At 68.6% G+C, this 17351-nt stretch carries 18 protein-coding genes and 4 pseudogenes; 5 read left to right on the forward strand and 17 right to left on the reverse strand.

Annotated features, from left to right (window positions below; genetic code table 11):
• Positions 1–383: 383 nt before the first annotated feature.
• The 3 genes and pseudogenes from ACWD26_RS42195 to ACWD26_RS42205 all read right to left on the reverse strand — a co-directional run.
• Positions 384–884 (reverse strand): annotated as a pseudogene (locus ACWD26_RS42195) (alcohol dehydrogenase catalytic domain-containing protein); the annotation flags it as partial.
• Complete coding sequence (locus ACWD26_RS42200) at positions 865–1086, reverse strand: MFS transporter (protein WP_451278769.1); 222 nt, start codon at positions 1084–1086, stop codon at positions 865–867. The gene ACWD26_RS42200 and the pseudogene ACWD26_RS42195, both read right to left, overlap by 20 nt.
• Before the next feature lie 308 nt (positions 1087–1394).
• Complete coding sequence (locus ACWD26_RS42205; protein WP_451278771.1) at positions 1395–2102, reverse strand: hypothetical protein; 708 nt, start codon at positions 2100–2102, stop codon at positions 1395–1397.
• A gap of 390 nt (positions 2103–2492) precedes the next feature.
• On the opposite strand from ACWD26_RS42205, the gene ACWD26_RS42210 reads away from it, so the two are divergent.
• Positions 2493–2639: a hypothetical protein gene (locus ACWD26_RS42210; RefSeq protein ID WP_451278773.1), complete on the forward strand. Its 147-nt coding sequence runs from the start codon at positions 2493–2495 to the stop codon at positions 2637–2639.
• Positions 2640–2892: 253 nt separating this feature from the next.
• Here the strand turns inward: ACWD26_RS42210 and ACWD26_RS42215 are convergent, their stop codons facing one another.
• The 5 genes from ACWD26_RS42215 to ACWD26_RS42235 all read right to left on the reverse strand — a co-directional run bounded on the left by ACWD26_RS42215 (position 2893) and on the right by ACWD26_RS42235 (position 7374).
• Positions 2893–4047, reverse strand: coding sequence for an ABC transporter substrate-binding protein (locus tag ACWD26_RS42215; protein WP_451278775.1), 1155 nt, complete (start codon positions 4045–4047; stop codon positions 2893–2895).
• A gap of 39 nt (positions 4048–4086) precedes the next feature.
• Positions 4087–4581 carry an alpha/beta fold hydrolase gene (locus tag ACWD26_RS42220; protein ID WP_451278777.1) on the reverse strand — a complete coding sequence of 165 codons (495 nt, stop codon included), beginning with the start codon at positions 4579–4581 and terminating at the stop codon, positions 4087–4089.
• Between the two features lie 275 nt (positions 4582–4856).
• Positions 4857–5267 carry a nuclear transport factor 2 family protein gene (locus ACWD26_RS42225; protein WP_451278779.1) on the reverse strand — a complete coding sequence of 137 codons (411 nt, stop codon included), beginning with the start codon at positions 5265–5267 and terminating at the stop codon, positions 4857–4859.
• 2 nt (positions 5268–5269) lie between these two features.
• On the reverse strand, positions 5270–6076 hold the full coding sequence (locus ACWD26_RS42230; RefSeq protein WP_451278781.1) for an MBL fold metallo-hydrolase: 807 nt from the start codon (positions 6074–6076) through the stop codon (positions 5270–5272).
• Between the two features lie 161 nt (positions 6077–6237).
• The gene (locus ACWD26_RS42235) at positions 6238–7374 is read right to left on the reverse strand and encodes an ABC transporter substrate-binding protein (protein WP_451278783.1); all 1137 of its coding nucleotides are present in this window, start codon (positions 7372–7374) and stop codon (positions 6238–6240) included.
• Positions 7375–7453: 79 nt separating this feature from the next.
• On the opposite strand from ACWD26_RS42235, the gene ACWD26_RS42240 reads away from it, so the two are divergent.
• Together ACWD26_RS42240 and ACWD26_RS42245 are read left to right on the forward strand one after the other, a co-directional pair.
• Positions 7454–8026, forward strand: coding sequence for a MarR family winged helix-turn-helix transcriptional regulator (locus ACWD26_RS42240; RefSeq protein WP_451278785.1), 573 nt, complete (start codon positions 7454–7456; stop codon positions 8024–8026).
• A gap of 532 nt (positions 8027–8558) precedes the next feature.
• Positions 8559–8834 (forward strand): annotated as a pseudogene (locus tag ACWD26_RS42245) (Lrp/AsnC family transcriptional regulator); the annotation flags it as partial.
• Between the two features lie 60 nt (positions 8835–8894).
• Here the strand turns inward: ACWD26_RS42245 and ACWD26_RS42250 are convergent.
• On the reverse strand, positions 8895–9401 hold the full coding sequence (locus ACWD26_RS42250; protein WP_451278786.1) for a hypothetical protein: 507 nt from the start codon (positions 9399–9401) through the stop codon (positions 8895–8897).
• A 344-nt stretch (positions 9402–9745) separates the two neighbouring features.
• On the opposite strand from ACWD26_RS42250, the pseudogene ACWD26_RS42255 reads away from it, so the two are divergent.
• Positions 9746–9859: pseudogene (locus tag ACWD26_RS42255) on the forward strand (IS630 family transposase); the annotation flags it as partial.
• Between the two features lie 132 nt (positions 9860–9991).
• Here ACWD26_RS42255 and ACWD26_RS42260 read toward each other — a convergent pair.
• On the reverse strand, positions 9992–11266 hold the full coding sequence (locus ACWD26_RS42260) for an ArgE/DapE family deacylase (protein WP_451278788.1): 1275 nt from the start codon (positions 11264–11266) through the stop codon (positions 9992–9994).
• A gap of 169 nt (positions 11267–11435) precedes the next feature.
• On the opposite strand from ACWD26_RS42260, the gene ACWD26_RS42265 reads away from it, so the two are divergent.
• Positions 11436–11873 carry an Lrp/AsnC family transcriptional regulator gene (locus ACWD26_RS42265; protein WP_451278790.1) on the forward strand — a complete coding sequence of 146 codons (438 nt, stop codon included), beginning with the start codon at positions 11436–11438 and terminating at the stop codon, positions 11871–11873.
• Positions 11874–12107: 234 nt separating this feature from the next.
• Here the strand turns inward: ACWD26_RS42265 and ACWD26_RS42270 are convergent, their stop codons facing one another.
• The 7 genes and pseudogenes from ACWD26_RS42270 to ACWD26_RS42300 all read right to left on the reverse strand — a co-directional run bounded on the left by ACWD26_RS42270 (position 12108) and on the right by ACWD26_RS42300 (position 17152).
• The gene (locus tag ACWD26_RS42270) at positions 12108–12308 is read right to left on the reverse strand and encodes a hypothetical protein (protein ID WP_451278792.1); all 201 of its coding nucleotides are present in this window, start codon (positions 12306–12308) and stop codon (positions 12108–12110) included.
• Positions 12309–12397: 89 nt separating this feature from the next.
• Entirely contained in the window at positions 12398–12715 is a 318-nt protein-coding gene (locus tag ACWD26_RS42275) for a hypothetical protein (protein WP_451278801.1), read from the reverse strand.
• Between the two features lie 77 nt (positions 12716–12792).
• A pseudogene (locus ACWD26_RS42280) lies at positions 12793–13304 on the reverse strand (Tn3 family transposase); the annotation flags it as partial.
• A gap of 301 nt (positions 13305–13605) precedes the next feature.
• Entirely contained in the window at positions 13606–14112 is a 507-nt protein-coding gene (locus ACWD26_RS42285; protein ID WP_451278794.1) for an N-acetyltransferase family protein, read from the reverse strand.
• Positions 14113–14117: 5 nt separating this feature from the next.
• On the reverse strand, positions 14118–15485 hold the full coding sequence (locus ACWD26_RS42290; RefSeq protein WP_451278795.1) for a hypothetical protein: 1368 nt from the start codon (positions 15483–15485) through the stop codon (positions 14118–14120).
• Between the two features lie 264 nt (positions 15486–15749).
• Positions 15750–16079, reverse strand: coding sequence for a helix-turn-helix domain-containing protein (locus ACWD26_RS42295; protein WP_451278797.1), 330 nt, complete (start codon positions 16077–16079; stop codon positions 15750–15752).
• A 104-nt stretch (positions 16080–16183) separates the two neighbouring features.
• A complete protein-coding gene (locus tag ACWD26_RS42300; protein WP_451278799.1) occupies positions 16184–17152 on the reverse strand; it encodes a tyrosine-type recombinase/integrase in 969 nt (322 codons plus the stop codon).
• Positions 17153–17351 lie beyond the last annotated feature (199 nt).

The following is a 17351-nucleotide window of genomic DNA, read 5'->3' on the forward strand; positions in this document are numbered from 1 at the left end:
ATTCGGCGCGCGTCTCAGCCCCTGTTGCCCCGGGGCCGCGGCTGAGCGGCTCGTGGCCCCGGACCGCGCCGGGACCGTTGGGGCGGGACCGGCGCGGCATAGGAGCCCGGCGGTGGCCTGGTGAGGTCATGTGCCGCCGCCGGGCACTCCTTTGCAACTCGCCGCACAGGCCGGATTCCCCTCCGGGTGCCCTCCGGCCCGGCCGGGGTGTTCGGCTCCGGGACTCTGCCGGTACTCCGTCGACTGGGCGGGCCGTCACCCGGCTCGCAGCCGGATCTACATACGGCGCCGCGGAGAAACCGGGGTGGAGGCCGCCCCGGATCCTGCGGAGCTTGGTGGGAAATTCCTTCGAACCACCTTCAAGAGACCCAAAGAAAGGAAGCCTCGGCAAAGCCGTCCGCCGTCGGGTCGAGCGCGAGATCGGCACCGAAGGCGAGGGCCCGCTCGCGAGCCGTGGGCAGGGGACCGACCGCGATGAGTGGGGCTGCGCCGACCATACGGGCGAGCCGGATGCCGTGGGCACCGAGGCCGCCCGCACCTCAGATCCCGACCGCCTATGCCGGGCGTACCGCACCCGTGTCCACGATGGCGGCGTACGGGGTGGAGACGGCGTCGGGGATGATGGCGGCCTGGTCGAAGGGGAGGTCGTCCGGCAGGGCGATCAGGGTGTCCTCGCGAGCCACGGCGCACTCTGCCCAGCCGCCGTCATAGTCCACACCGCGCGTCAGCAGCTGCCGACACGAGGCGCCACGCAGACAGGCGCCACACCCGCCGCACGCCTGCCCGGCCCGCAGCACCCCCCGAGTACCGGGCTTCCATCCCCCGGCCACCTCCGGTCCCACGGCGTGGATGACGCCGGCGACCTCATGGCCGAGCGTGACGGTGCGCGTCTTCGCGACGGCGTCGACGGGGAACGCGGGACCGATGGAATAGCCGCATGCCGATGAGCGCCGCCGGATGCGGGGCGAGGGCGCACAGGGCGCCCGCCACGACATACACCGACAGACCGGTGAACAGTGGTCGACGCCGGCCGAGGGTATCGCTGAGTGGGCCGATGACGAGCTGGCCCAGGGCGATCCCGGCCATGAAGGCGGTCAGGTCAGCTGGGTGACGGCCTGTGAGACGTGCAGGTCGGTGCTGACCTGGGGGAGGGCCGGCAGGTAGAGGTCGATGGTGAGGGGACCGAGCGCGGTCAGGGAGCCCAGGACCAGGACGAGGGGGAGGTGGCGGAGGCGGCGGGCCCTGCACCGAGGGTCGTTGCGTGGCTTTAGCGGGGGGCGTCGGTCTGAGGAGTTGCGGCCATCTCTGTTCCAGGACGTCGTCGGCCGGCGGCGCGAGCGGTCAGGTTTTCCTGCCGCTCGCGGCCGCCGCTGATGGGTTTGCCCGTACGACCGTCAACGGTCGAGATGGGCGACGAGGAGGTTGGGGTCCTCGTTCGTGAGGTACGCGGCGCTGGGGACGTACACCGTGCTGCCGTGGACCGCGATCGAGGTGGGCGTCTGGAGGCCGTCGGCGGCCGTGAGGACGGCGGTGTGGGTGCCGTTCGGGCGGACGAGGTCGACCTGGTTGTCGTCGCGGGCGGCGAGGAGGGTGTCGCCGTGGCCGGTGAAGGCGAAGTCGTCGATGGAGGGCATGCCGGTGGCGCGGACCTGGATTCTGCCCGCGGTGCCGTGGGCGGTGACCGGGATGCGCAGGACGGTGCCCTTGTTGAGGTTGGTGGCCCAGACGGCTCCGTTGTGCAGCTTGAGGCCGTTGGCGCCCGCGAAGGCGGTGGGCTCCAGATGCTTGCCCTTGGCCCAGACCGTGGCCTTTCCGCCGCATGCGGGCAGGCGGTAGATGACGCCGTGGACGGAGTCCGTGACGTAGAGCTTCTTGGTGCGCTGGTCGAGGGCGAGGCCGTTGGGCAGTCCGTCGGCGGGCAGGGCGGCGATGCGGTGCGGGCGGCCGCCGGGGCGGACCGCCCAGACGCCGGTGAGGTCGGCGGTACCGGTGGCGTAGGTGACGTAGAGGGTGCCGTCGTCGGCGCGGGCGATGCCGCCGACGAACGCCTTGCCCAGGTTGGGGGTGCTCGCCTTCGCGGGGGCGGGGAGCGTGGCCAGCACATGGGCGTGTCCGCCCGGGGTGATGCGGACGATCTGGCGGGCGAAGGAGAAGGTCAGATACGCCGCTCCGGTGCGGTCGACGGTGATGTTCTCGGGCTGCTGCGAGACCGCCAGGCTGAAGTGGGCTGCGATGCGGGGCTTGGAGAGGGGCTCGGTGGCCGCTGTGGCGGTGGCCGCGGAGGTCAGGAGGGCCGCTGCCGTGGCGAGCGTGGTGACGGTGGTGCGGACGTGCGTTAGGTGGTTCTCCTGGTGTGTGTCAGGGCCACTGCCGGCCCGTGGGGGAGAGGCGGACCGGCAGTGGTGCTTGAGGGAGGTGCGGGCCGGCTCAAGGGGTGACGATCTTGATCGTGCTGGCCCAGCCGTGGCCGCCTACGCGATCTGCAGCGCCATGTGCAGCATCTGGAAGCCCTCCAGTTGGCGTGCGTGCTTGAGGGCGCCGACGTCGACCGGGTTGAGCCCGCCGGAGGTGACGAGTTCGGCGACCTCTGCGACGTCGTCCCGCAGCTCACCGAGGAGATCAACACCCGCAAGGGCTGATCACCGATCGTTTGAACAGAACGCCCGCAGGGTGTGCTGGACCGTCTGGAGTGGCCTCCGCCTCCTCGTAGGTCAGCGCGGGTTTGAGGTTCCCCGGTGTGCGGGAGGTGCTGATCAGCTACTCAGGGCGGGTTGACGGGGTTTCATGGCAAATCCCGGTCGCCCTCGACTGTCGTCACCGCGGCGGTGAAGGAGATGCCGCACCCTGAGACTGCTGAGCCTTCGGGTGCGGCACAAGGCCTGGCCTGGCAGGTCAGGCCCCCGGGTGCAGACCGGGCCAACCGGGTGTCGGGTCACCCTTGACCTCGCCGAAGTACAGGGCGAAGGTCTGCTTGAGCCGCTCGACCTTGGCGCGGTCTTCCATGAAGCGGGGGAAGCCGTCCACGTTGGCGTTGGGGTACTCCCAGACGGGCCGGAGGCCGGTGGGTGCGGCGATGTCCGTACGCACCGACCAGCTGTTGGAAGTCTGGCGCTCGGTGGAGATCTGCCAGTTCAGGAAGAGCTTGGCCGCGGTCGGGTTGGCGGCCTGCTTGAAGATCGCGAGTCGTTGGCCCCAGGCCATGAAGGGGTGCCCGTCGGGCATGCCCATACGGATCCCGGTGGTGGCCGTCGCACTGGCTCCGGTACCGAGACCGACGACCGCCGTCTTGTTGTTGATCGCGGTGCTGGGCGAGAACGAACCACGAGCGAACTGCGGCTGCTGGGCGGCGAGGGCCGCCATCCAGTCCCAGCCGTACTTCTCCGCGTAGAGAGCGTAGAGGTAGAGGACCGCATCGTCGTCGTGCGGGTAGGAGGAGGCGACCTTGCCCTTCCAGCGCGGATCGATCAGGTCCAGCGGAGACCGGGGCGCGTTCGCGCCGGCCGCCGCGATGTCGTAGACGTAGCTGAAGGCGATGACCGCCGCAGAGATCCAGGCGCCGTCGGAGTCCCGGAACTTCTTGTGGAGCTTGCTGAAGCCGGCGGGCTTGTAGTGCAGCAGTCGGCCCTCGCGCTTCCAGCGGGTGAAGTCCTGCAGCGTCTGCAGCTGGACAACGTCGGGGACGAGGGTGTCGGTCGCGAACTGGTTGTCGATCCGGACATCGTGGTACTTGCTGTAGTCCACGATCAGCTGGAGGTCTATCTCCGGGAACCGTGCGCGGAAGGCGTTGCGCGCGCCCGCACCGCTGCCCGAGTTGGCGAGGTCGCCGCCCGCGTAGACCACGAGTTTGCCGCCCTCGGCGAGGGCGTCCTGGTACAGCTCGTCGAGGGTCCTGGTCTCCTCGGAACCGCTGCCGGTCGCGGACTTGGCGGAACCGGCGGAGGCGGAGGCGGCCGAGGCGGGGGATGCGGTGGTGCCGAGTGTGCCGAGGCTGAGCGCAGCCCCCGCTCCGGTGGCGAGAAGTCGTCGTCGGCTGGGCAAGTTGGTCACGGGATTTCGCTTTCTGTGTGGGGGCAGGGTGATCTCGGTTCAGGCGCGTTCCGCGGCCCGTGCGACCGCCTCGGCGAGCATCGCCGCGACATCGTCGGGGTGGGACAGGTGCGGGGAATGCCCCGAGGGCACCCGCACGCTGTGTGCGGCGCGGGCGGCCCACTGTTCCTGCACGGCCGGCGGCAGGGAGGGGTCCTGTGTTGCCACGATGTAGGTGAGTGGTGTGTGGGCGGGGGCGGCGCCGAGCGTTTCGGTGAAGGCGCGCATTCCTTGCCAGTTGAGCCGTTCGACGGCCTGGGCGGTCAGGTCGGGGTCGACACCGCTGAAGATGGCCTGCTCGACGTCACCTGCCTTGACGGCGAGTCCGTCGGACGAGTGGATCCAGTTGGGCGGGAAATCGCCGCCCATCCATTCCATCATCGAGCTGCCCGGTTCCAGCGCGAACGCGGCCATGTAGACCAGCTCTGCGACCTGGCCCGTCTCGGCCGCCGCCCAGGTGGCGGGAACACCGCCGTAGGAATGCGCGGCCAGCACCACAGGCCCCTGGAGGGAGTCAACAGTTACGAATCACCGCCACGTCCTCCGTGAGGCCTTGGGTGAGAGCGCTGTCGGGGTGGCTGCTGGGTAGCTGCACAGCCCGGGAGTCGACCCCCCGGGCGGTAAGGCGCTCGCTCAGGGGACCGAAGACCCACGGGGTGTGCATCGCTCCGTGCACCAGCACGACGGTCGGTTTCATAAGTGTCCTCCTCACGTGCGGAAGGCCATGTGCCGCGACGGGGAGCCGCGGCGAACGGCCGGCGTTGCGATGGTCAGTCGTTCATCGCGTCGCGGACGAGCGCGGTGTCGACGAACTGTTCGAAGCGGACGATGAGTCCGCCGCGGACGACGAAGTGATGGGCGACGCGCACGTCGATCGGCTTGCCGGTGGCCTTGTTGACGGCGGTGTAGCGGGCGAGGACGACGACGTTCTCGCCGTCGACGACGTAGGTGTCGTCGTGGGCGATCCAGCCCGTCCAGTCCTGGCCGAGCTTCTCCATCACGTTGGACGTGACGCCTTCGGGCGTGCGGTAGGTGCCGGCGAGCGGGAAACCGGCCATCTCCGTCCACTCCACGTCGGGGGCGAGGGTGGCGCGCAGGGCGTCCAGGTCACCGGCGGCGGAGGCCAGGTACTGGCGGCGGACGACGTCGGCGGGCGCGGTGGAGGTGGCGAACTCGGTCATGGTCAGCCCCACTTCATCTCGCCCTTGGCGACCTTCGCGCCGATCTGGGCGGCGATCAGCATGCCGTTGTCGGGGTAGCGGGCGACGAGGGCCTCGGTGAGGGCGGCGCCGTCGGCGGCCTTGCCGAGCTCCTCCTCGAAGGCGACCAGGTAGTCGCGGGTGGCGGTGATGGCGGAGGCGTCGGCGGCGGTGCCGGGCAGCCGGTGGCCGGGGACGACCAGCTCCGGCTCCAAGGCGGCCATCTCGTCGAGGAGCTTGATCCAGGCGGCGCGGGACTCGGGGGTGGCGGTGTCGGCGACCCAGACGTGCTCCTTCTGGAAGAGCAGGACGCCGCCGAGCAGGGCGCGGTGCTCGGCCTGCCACAGGTAGTGGCGGTCGGACAGCTCGGGGACGCCGCCCTTGAGCTCGAAGCGGTGGCCTTCGAGGGTGAGGTCGCCGGTGAGGGGCTCCAGGTCGACCAGGCGGGTGGGCAGGTTGAGGCCGAGGGCCTCCCAGGCCTTGAGCTTGCCCTCGTAGGAGTGCTTGATGTGCTCGATGACGATCGGGGTGGCGACGAACCGCGCCTCGGGGAAGGCGTCGGCGATGACCTCGGCGCCGAAGTAGAAGTCGGGGTCGCCGTGGCTGACGAACACCGTGGTGAGCTTCCTTCCGGAGTCGAGGACCTCGGCGGCCAGGCGGTGGCCGTCGGCGCGGGTGAAGGCGGCGTCGACCAGGAGGGCCTCGGTCTCGCCGGTGACGAGGGTGGCGGTCTTGTTCTTGCTGCCGGCGGGGAAGTCGAGGTCGAGGACCTTGAAGGAAAGAGTGCTCATGGCTGCTTCCTGATGTGAGGTGCTGGTTGGGGGAAACCGGCGCTCCGCCATGTGGCGGTGCGTCCTGGAGAGACGGGTGAGGTCGGAGCTGCAGTCAAGATCGATCTGCGGTTGCACGGAGCACATGTCGGCTCGTACGCCGTGCCGGTAGGAACGGACCGTCAGCCCTGGGTGCCGTTCTGGTCCGTGGGGTAAAGACCGAGAAGGTTCTTGGGGTCCGACGGGTTGACGCCATGGACGTCGCCGACGTAGAGGCCGATGCGAGCCTTGTAACGATCCAGGGCCGCACGGTCGCTCATGAACTCACCGAGGCCGAGCGGGTTCATGTTGGCGTAGCCGAAGACGCTCTTGCGGCCGGCCGGCGGGGCGACGTCGGTGCGGGCGCTCCAGGTGCCGATGGCGTGTTCCTGGGCGTCCTTGGACACCAGCCAGCTCAGGTACAGCTTGGCGGCGGCCTTGTGCGGGGCGTTCTTGAGGATGGCGCCGGTCTGAGGCCAGGCCACCCACGGGGACTTGCGTGGCAGGCTGGTCCGGGAGAGACCACTGGCACTGCCGGCGCTGCCCAAGCTCGCCACGTAGTCGCCGGTGCCGACCAGGTCGGCGGAGTCCTGGGTGCCACGCACGAACTTCGGGTTCTGGGCAAGCAGTCGCTTCAGGTAGTCAAAGCCGTACTTGTCGGTGAGCTGCTTGAAGTAGTACAGGACGGCGTCGTCGTCGTTGGGGTAGGTGAAGACGAGCTTGTTCTTGAACTCGGGCTTGAGGAAGTCCTTCGCTTCGACCGGCGCGTCCGAGCCGAGGGTGGTAGCTGTGACGTTGGCGAAGCCGAAGAAGAACACGCCGGTGTAGTAGCCGTCCTTGTCCTTGATCTGCCGGTAGACCTTGTCCCAGCCGACCGGCTTGTACTTCTGCAGCACTCCTTCCTTCTTCCAGCGCGGGAAGTCGTCGAGGGTCTGCAGATGGACGACATCGGCGACGACGTGGCGTTCGGCGACCTGGTTGTCGACGCGGGCGTCGTGGTTCTTGCTGAAGTCGACGACGATGTCGACCTTCATCTTGGGGAACTTCTCCTCGAACGCCTTCTTGAGATAGTCGGCCTGGCCGGGCTTGTCTCCCCCGGCGTAGACCACGAGGCGGCCGCCCTCGGTCACGGCCTGTTGGTACAGCGCCTGAAGCTGGGCCTCCTCACTCGATCCGGTCTGTGCGGGGTGGGAGGAGGGGACGGCGGCGGCGGTGGCACCGCCCGCGGCCAGGACGCATAGAGCCACGCCGAGGGCCCAGGTGCTGCGGGTCGACTTCACAACTACTCCTTCGGGGGCCTAGAGGGTTTCAGGCGGTCAGAGATGCCGGGCGCCGATGACGTGGGCGGGGTCCAGGACGGTGACCCGGTCCGCGGACGTCACCCCCGGCCGCTGCCGACGCGGCGGGCGACACCACGTGCTGACAATATATCTGCTGCTGCAGATTCTGCAAATACAGATCCTTCCGACGTCGAACTTCTGGCATTCTGGTGAGGTGAACGAGCAACTGCTGTATGACGAGGACGTGACCCTCTTCGGTCTGTTCGTGGAGGCCTACGCATGCCTCAAGCCACTGGTGAACCGCGATATCGGCATTCCCGACACCTGGTTCGAGGTGCTGCTGCGACTGGGCCGCACACCCGGTCACCGGATGCGCATGACCGACCTGGCCAATGCCGTGTCCTTCAGCTCGGGCGGCTTCACCCGGCTCGCCGACCGCATCGAGAGGGAAGGGCTGATCCGCCGAGAGCCCGACCCCCACGACCGACGGGCGGCACTCGCCGTACTGACCGAGCAGGGCGGCGAAGCCCTCAACAAGGCGTTGACCGCCCACGTCTCCCACCTGCGCAGTCATGTCACCTCCGTGCTCTCAGCCGAAGACCGCTGCCACTTCGCACGCATCCTGCGCACACTTCGCGACGCCAACCAGTGAGCTCGGGCCGTAGACCCAGGCGATAGCTGCGCGCTCCGACGATGGTCGGCGGTAACGGTCCTCGCACTCGGTCACCGACATCTGGACGAGACACCCTGCACGAGACAGCCCTCCACGTTCGGCGCGAGCGACGGCTCTGCGGCCCGCGCCGGCCCGGAACCAGGGCTGCCGGTACCGCTGATCGTCCCTTCCTTGCAGGTCAGACTGTTGTCGGCGCAGCGCGCTGAGCTAGCCCGCGGCCACTTCCAGGTCGAGGGCAGCGCGCGAATCCAGGCAGTCGTCCCGGTCCAGGCTGCCCTGCTGTACGCGCGCGAGGCGACGGAGGAGGCGGTGGGCGGACTGCATGCGTACGCGCGCCAGTTCTGCGTCGAGGCCGTGGCCCAAGCCCGCCCTGTCGGGAGAGGACCTCGTCGCGGAGGACCGAGAGGAACTGCGCGAGACGAGCGCGCTCCTGCTCGGCGACATCCTCATAGTCGGCCAGTTACTGACTTCCTCGGGGTGTTGTCGGGGGTAGCGGCGTCTCGACCGCCTGGTGGCCACGGGCGCGATCCGCGGTTTCACCGCTCTCGTCGACCCCCAGGCGCTGGCCTGGCACACCGAGGCGTTCGTCGAGGTCTACTGCGCCGGCAACCCCACCCCCGCCCAGCTGCGCCAAGCCCTGGAAGACGTCCCCGAAGTTGTCGAAGCCTGCACCGTCTCCGGAGCAGCCGACGCAGTGCTCCACATGCTTGCCAGAGACATCACCCATCTGGAACTGGCCATCCAACGGGTACGCGCCACCGCCCCCGTCGACAGGACCGAGAGCGTCATCGTGCTCTCCCGGCTACTCAACCGGCCCTTGGTTGTGACTACTGGCGATTCGGTGGGCTCAGCCGACCGGGCTGGGGGACAAGGCAAAGCCGAAGAGGTTTTTGGGGTCGTCGGGGTCGGCGACGAGGTCGATCTCCTCGCACAGCGAGGTGCCGTTCACGCACTCACGCAGGTATCGCAGCGCGGAGTAGTCCTCGATGGCGAACCCCACGGAGTCGAACACGGTGATGTGGTCGTCGTTGGTCCGACCGGCGGCCTTCCCAGTCAGAACCTTCCACAGCTGGGTCACCGGGAAGTCTGCCGGCATCGCCTGGATCTCTCCCTCGATGCGGGTCTGCGGCTCGAACTCCACGAAGACAGTGCCTCGGCGCAGGATCGCGGGGTCGAGTTCCGTCTTGCCGCAGGCAAAGGTGTTCAGGTGGGTGGATTCGCCGCGCGTGCCACCACTGCACCGGACGGTGTGCCACGGACACGGGAAGCGTCTATGCGGTGGCGGCGCGGCGGTTGAGGAGTGGTTACGGTCGCCGGCCCTGCCCTTGTCGTTGACGCACGGCGCGCAATGCACGACGCGTGATCAACAAGCTGCGGCTCCGCCACCCCGACAACGCTCACTGGCTTCGTTCACTTCAAGCAGCAGCGTTTGTCCATCGGTTCGGGTGGCGATGGGCGGTCGGCGGGGCCGTGGATGTTCACGAGAAATGACGTCAGATCCCGTCCTTGAACCCGCAGGGCGGAGCAGTGCGGGTTGTGAGTCGTTGGAGGGGATGTGAGAGATGAAGGACGTGCCCGGGCAGGTGGATTGATCGGTCCGCGAGTCTTGATCTCGCTACCGGGCCTGTTGATTACTGACTTCCTCGGGGTGTGGTCGGGGGTGGTGACGGGTGGTGATCCCTGCGGTAGGCCGGGGGTATGCGGTACGCGCAGGGTGGCGGGCTGACCGCCGAGAGGCGACGGCTTCGTGAGCGGATCCGGTACGAGGCAGGTGAGCGGTTCGGCCGTGGTGAGAGGACTGCGGTGATCGCTCTCGGGCCGGTGGCCGAGGACTGCCCTACCGTCGGAACCGCTGCTGGCCACCCCTCCGACCGCCTCCGGCTCGCCGCAACAGTCACTTCCACCGGGTTAACAGCAGTCGGTAGGGGGTGAGGCTGGGGGCTACTACTTGGTGCCGACCGTGCGCAGTGTGGCGAGTACCAGTGCCCGGGTGACGGTGACAATTTCGCTCACGCGGACCTGTTCCTGCGGGCCGTGTGCGAGGCGTACGTCGCCGGGGCCGTACTGCAGCGTGGGGATGCCCGCCCCGGAGTACAGTCGCAGGTCGCTGCCGTAGGGGGCGCCTCGCTCAGAAGGTCGCGGGCCGCCGGTGACGTCGGCGTGCGCGTCGGCGACCTGGGCCGCGAGCGGATGCCCGGCCGGCAGCCGTCCGCTGGCGAACTGCCCGCCGGGCCACGTCACCGTGGCGGGGTGGGAGCGCAGCCAGGGGTCGGCCGCGCAGGCTTCGGCCACGCACGCCTCCAGTTCGGTGCGTGCCTGGGCCGGATCCTCGCCCAGCCGGACGCCCAGTCTTCCCTCGGCCACCAGCAGGTCGGGCACGCTGCTGGCCCAGTCGCCGGAATGGACGGTACCGACGGACAGCGGGTAGGGGATGGGGTATTCGGACATGAGCGGGTCGGCGTCGACGTTGCGGCGGGCTTCCAGATGGGCGAGCGCGCGGTGGATGGGCAGGTATGCGTCGATGGCACTCACTCCCACGTATCTGGTGCTGCCGTGGGTGGCTTGGCCGGGTACTTGGATGCGAAAGGTCAGGGCGCCGGCGTTCGCAGTCATGACCGCGCCGCTGGTCGGTTCGGTGATGATGCAGGCGTCGCCGGTGTGGCCGCGTTGGAGGGTGCCGAACGCCCCGAGTCCCCCGTCCTCTTCGCTGACTACGAAATGCGCGGACACCTGGCCGCGCAACCTTGCGCCCGCCTCCCGTATCGCGGCCAGGGCGGCGAGTATCGCCACCACCCCCGCCTTCATGTCGCACGCTCCTCGTGCGTGCACCACGTCCCCGGTAACCCGAGGGCGGAAGGGGTCACCCTCCCAACGCGCCAGGTCTCCGGAAGGGACGACGTCGACGTGCCCCTGGAGGATCAGGGTCGGCCCGTCGCCCTGGGGCACCGTGCCGCCCACCAGGCCCCACGCCTCGGTGCGCGGGGCCTCGCTGCCGGGAAAACGGGGATGGTCACGTAGCTCGGGCAGGTTCATGGACCACAGGTCGACATCGAGGTCCATCCGCTTCAGATGCTGGGCCAGGCCGTGCTGAACCTCGGACTCCGCGGCGCTCCCCGTCACGCTCGGAACAGCGAGGAGTTCCAGCAGCAGCCGGGCGATGCCCGCCTCGTCCACCGCGGCCAGTGCCGAGGCTTCCACATCGCTCAGGCTTACCGTCATCTCAACACTGCTCCCAGCACGTGACATCAGGACAAGCCGGAGACTATGTTCGGCGCACAACGCAAGCAATCGCCATTTGCTGCTGCCTACTGTCTCTTTCTTGCAATGTCAGCGGGCCCGTGGCCATTTCTTGCGCTGGGCCGCAGGTTCTGATGTCTGGAGTGAGGTCATGGACGCCATCGATCAAGCGATCATCCGGTACGTGCTGCACGACGCACGGGCCACATACGCCCAGATCGGCAAGGCGGCCGGGCTGTCCGCGCCTGCCGCCAAGCGGCGTCTCGACCGCCTCGTGGCTACCGGAGCGATCCGCGGTTTCACCGCTCTCGTCGATCCTCAGGCGTTGGCCTGGCATACCGAGGCTTTCGTCGAGGTCTACTGCGCCGGCAATCCCACCCCCGCCGAACTGCGCCAAGCCCTGGAAGCCATCCCCGAGGTCGTCGAAGCCTGCACCGTCTCGGGGGCCGCCGACGCAGTCGTCCACATGCTCGCCAGAGACATCCCCCACCTGGAACAGGCCATCCAACGCGTGCGCGCCACTGCTCCTGTGGAACGGACCGAGAGCGCCATCGTGCTCTCCCGGCTGTTGAACCGGCCTCGCGTGTGATCGACACCGTGGGACCACCGCGAGTGCCGAGGCTGGCGTCCACCGGCCTCGGGCCGACGCAGCAGACCGGTGGTTGCCTCGGTGGCTACAGTAGACGGGCAATCGATCCGGAGACGTGGGCGATGCCAGCACTCGCCGCGCTGGTCGTGCGCGCCGTCCGCGAATCACAGAGGTTGCGCGACCTCGGCGACGAGGCCGAGAACCTGTAAGGCGGCGGAGCCTCCCGGCACCGCCTCATGCGCTCGTTCTGAGCGTGTCCAGGAGGCGGGTGAAGTTGCGGCATCCGCCGCCGTCACAGAAGCGGATGTCGGGGTCACTCTCCCGGAACCAGCACGAGGGGCACAGACCGCTGTGGCGGACCTGGCGGTTGGTCCAGAAGGCGGGTTCGACGCCGGAGCGGTGGGCCTCGCGGTCCTCGCCGAAAGCCGCCACCACTCCGGCGAGGCCAGGACGCGCGCCCGGGCGAGCGCCTTGGGGACCAGGACGTCGCGGACGGGGATTGCTGCGGACGGGGGTTGCTGCGGTCACTGCTGATACCTGCCCATCAGGCGCTGAAGGTCCTCGGCCAAGACCTGACCGTAGCGGTCGGCGGACAACTCGTGTACGCGCTTGGTCAGGATCTCCGCGTCCTGGGCGTCGGCGGCGAACTGGCCGAGCCCGGCCCCGTCCGGGCCGGAGATGGTCAGCACCGCGGCGGCGGGGCCTGGCTCGACGCGCTTGGAGACCTCGTTGAGGGCGTGCAGGGCGCACGCGAGGGCAAGCGCTGCGGCCAGAGAGCCGTCCTGCGCGAAGCCGGCGGTGTCGGCGGCGCTGAGCCAGCGTCCGCGGTGTTCAACGGGCATGGCGGAACTCCATTTGCTGGGTGGCCGGCGGCGCTGGCCGGGGTCCGGGGGTGGGGCACTGTGGGCAGGACGAAGTCGAGCCGCTTGTCCATCTCCAGTCGGAACGTGCCGTACGGGTTGATGTTCGACCAGAAGAGCGGGGTCAGCCCGCGCCGGTCCTCGTCCGAGAGCTTCTTCGCCCACGCGGGTTCGGCAAGAACGCGCTGAAGCAGCAGGGTATTGATGTGGACCAGGCTGGACTGGAGCAGGTGGAGCGCAAGCATGGAGGTCTCGGCGTGCTCCTTGTCCGGGCCGGTCAGGGCGCCGTCCTTGCCGTAGTGCAGCACGGTGTTCGCCGAGTTCCAGTTCTCCACGACCTGGAGGCCGCCGTGAATCTCGCGGCGCAGGTCCGGGCTGGCGAGGTAGTCGCACGCGAAGATGGTGCGTACCGCGCGGCCGAGTTCTTCGAGCGCGGCGTAGGTGGGGTGTTTGGGGCCGCCGCGGGTGAAGCGGCGCAGGACCTGTTCCGCCTCCGCGGTGCCAGGCGCAGGGCGGTGGCGTACTTGACCATCTGGTCGTACTGCTGAGCGATCAGGTCCCACTTGATGGCCGGGTCGTCAGCGAGCCGCCGAGCGCCGGCCAGCCGGGCGGGGTGTCGTCCGGCCGGTACAGGCGGATGCTGCCGAACGGGTCATCTGACTATCCGAAGGCTACCCGCCAGTTACTTTTCCCTTGGGGACAGAGCTGGGAGTCCGGGGCCGTGAGTCCCGCGGGTTCACGCAAACTGAAGGGTTCTTGGTGGGAACCCAAGGGTCCGTCGCCGTGCTTCACGGTGCTGGTTCCGCGAGTTTGACTCCAACTCACGACCACGCCGTTTCCTGGCTCTCTGGGCGGCCGAGAGGGCAAGCGGGTTAACGAAGAGGGTGGCCGTAACGCAACTTGTTGAGAGCGGCCCCGCCGGTGGTGTCCACCACGGCAGCGCCGTCGGGGCGCCAACCGGCGGCCTCGTAGAAGCGCCGGGCTCGTTCGTTGCCTTCGAGTACCCACAAGACGGCCTGTGAGTAGTCCGCCTGTCCGAGAGTCGTCAACACTGCCACCATCAACTGCTTTCCGATCCCAGCGCCCCAGACCTCGGGCATCGCGTAGAGCGTGCCGATTTCCGCGACGGCAGAGCTCTCCTCAGACGGGCTGAAACTTGCGAACCCGACGATCCCCGCCTCGGTTTCGGCTACCAGCACTCCCGACGATGGCCACCGTGTCTCTGCGATACGTGACTTCCAGCCGGATTCTTCGTGGCTTGGGTCCATGGCGTCGAGGTAGTGCTGCGGAACAAGACCGGCAAAGGCCACCTGCCAGGAGCGCACGTAGACACCAGTGACCGCCGAGGCGTCATCAGGCCCTGCCTGTCGAATCCGCATGGCCGTCATTCTTCAAGGCTCCGTGCTCCGGGCCAAGTTCTTTTGCCGAGGGCAACTGTCGAGTGCTCGGCTGCCTGTTCCAGCAGGGCCCGCGCCGAGTCCGCGTAGCGGATGGCGGTCTTCTCGTCGATGCCGAAGACGAGCGCGAGGTGAAGTGGGTCGGCGCCGTGGGTGAGGGCCTCTTCGAGCTGGCGGTCGACGCGGAGCCGTTCGAGGGTGGCGGTGAGGTTGCGGGTGGCCCGGGTGGTCCAAAGCTTGCTGGCCGGGCCGAGTTCGACGGCGGTCTTCTGGGTGATAAGCAGGTGGGGGTTGGCCGTGTTCGGCCAGCGGCTGCGACTGTGGTCGAGCCAGTCCAGGACCGCGCGGTGGGTGAGGTCGTCGAGCGGGCGGACGTGGCCGCCGACGGTGATGCGCCGGTTGCCCAGGTCGACGTCGTGCAGCTGCATGGTGCGGATCATCTTCGGCCGTGCCGCGTGGACGGCGGCCAGGGCGACGATGAGCCGGATGTCTGGGGTGGTGGCGGTGGCGATGGCCTCGTCGAGGTCCGCCTGGACAAGAGCCTGGAGGATGCCGCCGGTCTGCCGGGGGACACGGATGCGGATCGTGGGGTTGCGGAAGATCTGACCGTTCTTCTTCGCGTGCCGGAACAGTGATCGCAGTGCGACGATCCGGCTTTCGCGCTGTTTGCCGGTGACAACGTCCCGGGCCGCGATGATGTCCTCTCGGGTGACCTCCCGCAGGTGGTCGTAGCGGCTGGACCACTCCAGCAGCACCGGATGGATCTCACCCAAGTAGGCCCATGTCGTATGCCGGGAGCGGGGCTCGGACCGCGGGCCACCGTCGAGGAGAGTGCGGATCCAGGCTTCGACGGCGCGATGGATGCCCGGGGGCATCCCGTCCAGTTTCCGCTCCAGCCACCGGTCGACGGCGGGGGCCCGGTCGTCGGCGAACAGGCCGAGACGGTCGAGGACTTCGGCGGTCCGCGCGACGGGAAGCCCACGAACTCGTAGGGCCGGGAAGAGCTCGGAGTACCGGATCGACTCACCTTCGCGGAAGCCGGACAGCACGATGACTAGGGCTCGGTTCACGTCGCTGGTGATCCAGCGGCTCCAGCCGCGTCCCTCTCCCAGCACCGGAGCGGCCTGCTGGGCCCGGACCAGCCATGGTTTGGCCAGGTCGGCGTGGAGTTCCCGGTCGAACCGGCGAAAGTCCCGAGTGACGGTGAACAGTGTCAGTTGCGTTGATGCCGTGATCACGCGAGGCGGTTCGGGAAGCGGCGGCGGCTTCAGCACGCGCCGCCCTGCCTTGCCGATCCGCGGCCCGCCGTTCTTGGGCCGCTGGAGGTTCGCGAAGAACAGTTGTTGGCAGGTCACTCGCCGTAGGTACGGCTCGATCACCGAGGCCTTGCCGCTGGCCTTGATCGCCCAGGTCGCCTGAGCCCAGCAGAGACGGCAGTAGCCGTACTTGTCGTCGACCGCGACCTGCCGTCGGCAGCCGCCGCATTCGCCGACGGCGTGTTGCTGGCCGTAGGTGTAGCAGCCGCGGCAGAACCGCCGGGCAACTGCCCCCAGGCGAAACAGCCCACGCAGGAGGCTGCCGGCTTGTTCTCGCTGATCTTCCCCATGGTGGTGACCAGGTCACATCGGCGGCAACGAACGGCCGTCGCGGCGCTTGGGCGCCACGGCCGGGGCCGCCACCGAGCCGGTCGTGGCCTCCTGGACTCCAGCCTGCTGACCTGGGCGCCTGACCTTCCCGGGCTCGGGAATCAGCAGATCGTTGATCTCGCGGCCGAGCACGACGCAGATCACGTCCAGGTCCTCCAGCTTGAGGGAGACCGGCTGGCCGGACCACAGGCCGGACATCTTCCCGGCCGAGATCACCAAGCCGTGTTCGGCCAAGCTCCGTTGGAGCTCGGACGCCTTCCAGATCCCTTTGTTCGCGGCGGTCAGCCGCAGGTTCCACTTCATCCCATCAGTCCTTCCAGCCGCTTCGCGGCCCGCTGCTGCCCGGACACCCAGGCGTCCTCGACCCGGGTCTGCTGAACGTGGATGTACCGCATCGTCGTGGCGATTCAGGAGTGACCGAGGACCGCCTGGATCCCGAGCAGATCAAGTCCTCCGAGGTAGAGCTCGGATGCGCAGAAGTGCCGCAGGACGTGCGGCGTCAGCGTGTCGGACCAGCCCGGCAGATGGGCCTTCGCCGCGGCAGCCAGGCCGTTGCGCAACGCGTCGTCGCCCACGCGGCGCGAGGAGCCGTCTGAGTTCTTGCGCTCGGAGGGGAACAGCGGGGCACCGGGACGGGTGTGATCGTCGTCGAACTGGCCCCAGACGTCCTCGATGAACCACCGCAGCGTGCGGTCGGCGCCGTTGATCAGCGGCACCATCCGCTCGCGCGGGCCCGAGCCGCGGGCGCCCTTGCCATGACGCACATGGAGCTTGCCGAAGCGGCCCAGCTCCCACTTGATGTCGGCCAGGTCGAGCTTGCATGCCTCGCTCACCCTGAGTCCGACCTGCGACATCAGTTTCGATGCGGTGTAGTTCCGCGCGGTCGGGGCGAACTTGCGGCAAGTGGCCAGCTCGCCGCCCCAGCCGGTGAACAACGTCTTGATCTCCGGCTCGGTCGGCGGGATCCGCAAAGCCGCGTCCTTGGATCCCCGCGGCCGGTTCATCTCATCGATCGGGCACTCGACGACCCGCCCGGTCATCCGATGGATCTCGACCTTGTGCCGCAGCTCCAGGAACAGGAAGTACGTGGTCAGCGCCTGCGCGCGGGCCAGCCGGGTGCCGCTCGGTGAACCCCTCAGCACCTTCCCGAAATACCCGTCGGCGTCAGCCGGCTCCATATCCCACAGCGGTCGGCCGAACCAGGCCCGCATCTGGTCCAGGTGCCCGACATCCCAGCGGATGGTGCCGTCCGCAAGCCCCGCCGAAGCCCGCGCGAGAACGAACCCGGCGAGCACGTCGGTCTCGAACTGCTCCAGCTCCTCCGCCGAGACCGGATCACGGATCTCGCGCAGGTCGCGTACGGCTGCCAGAGCCAACCCGAGCCTCCTCGCCTTCACCCCGATCACAGATCGATCGGACGAAGTGAGAACACCTCAAGAATCCTGAAGTTACGTCACCAGCTCGAAGAACCCCCTAAGATGTCCTAACAAAGGCGTTGGACGTGTCGGTGGGTGATGAGACAGGTGGCGATGCCGAGGAAGGCTTCATGGATGTCGTCGCGTCGTTCCCAGCGGA

It is taken from the genome of Streptomyces sp. NPDC002787, assembly GCF_053592095.1.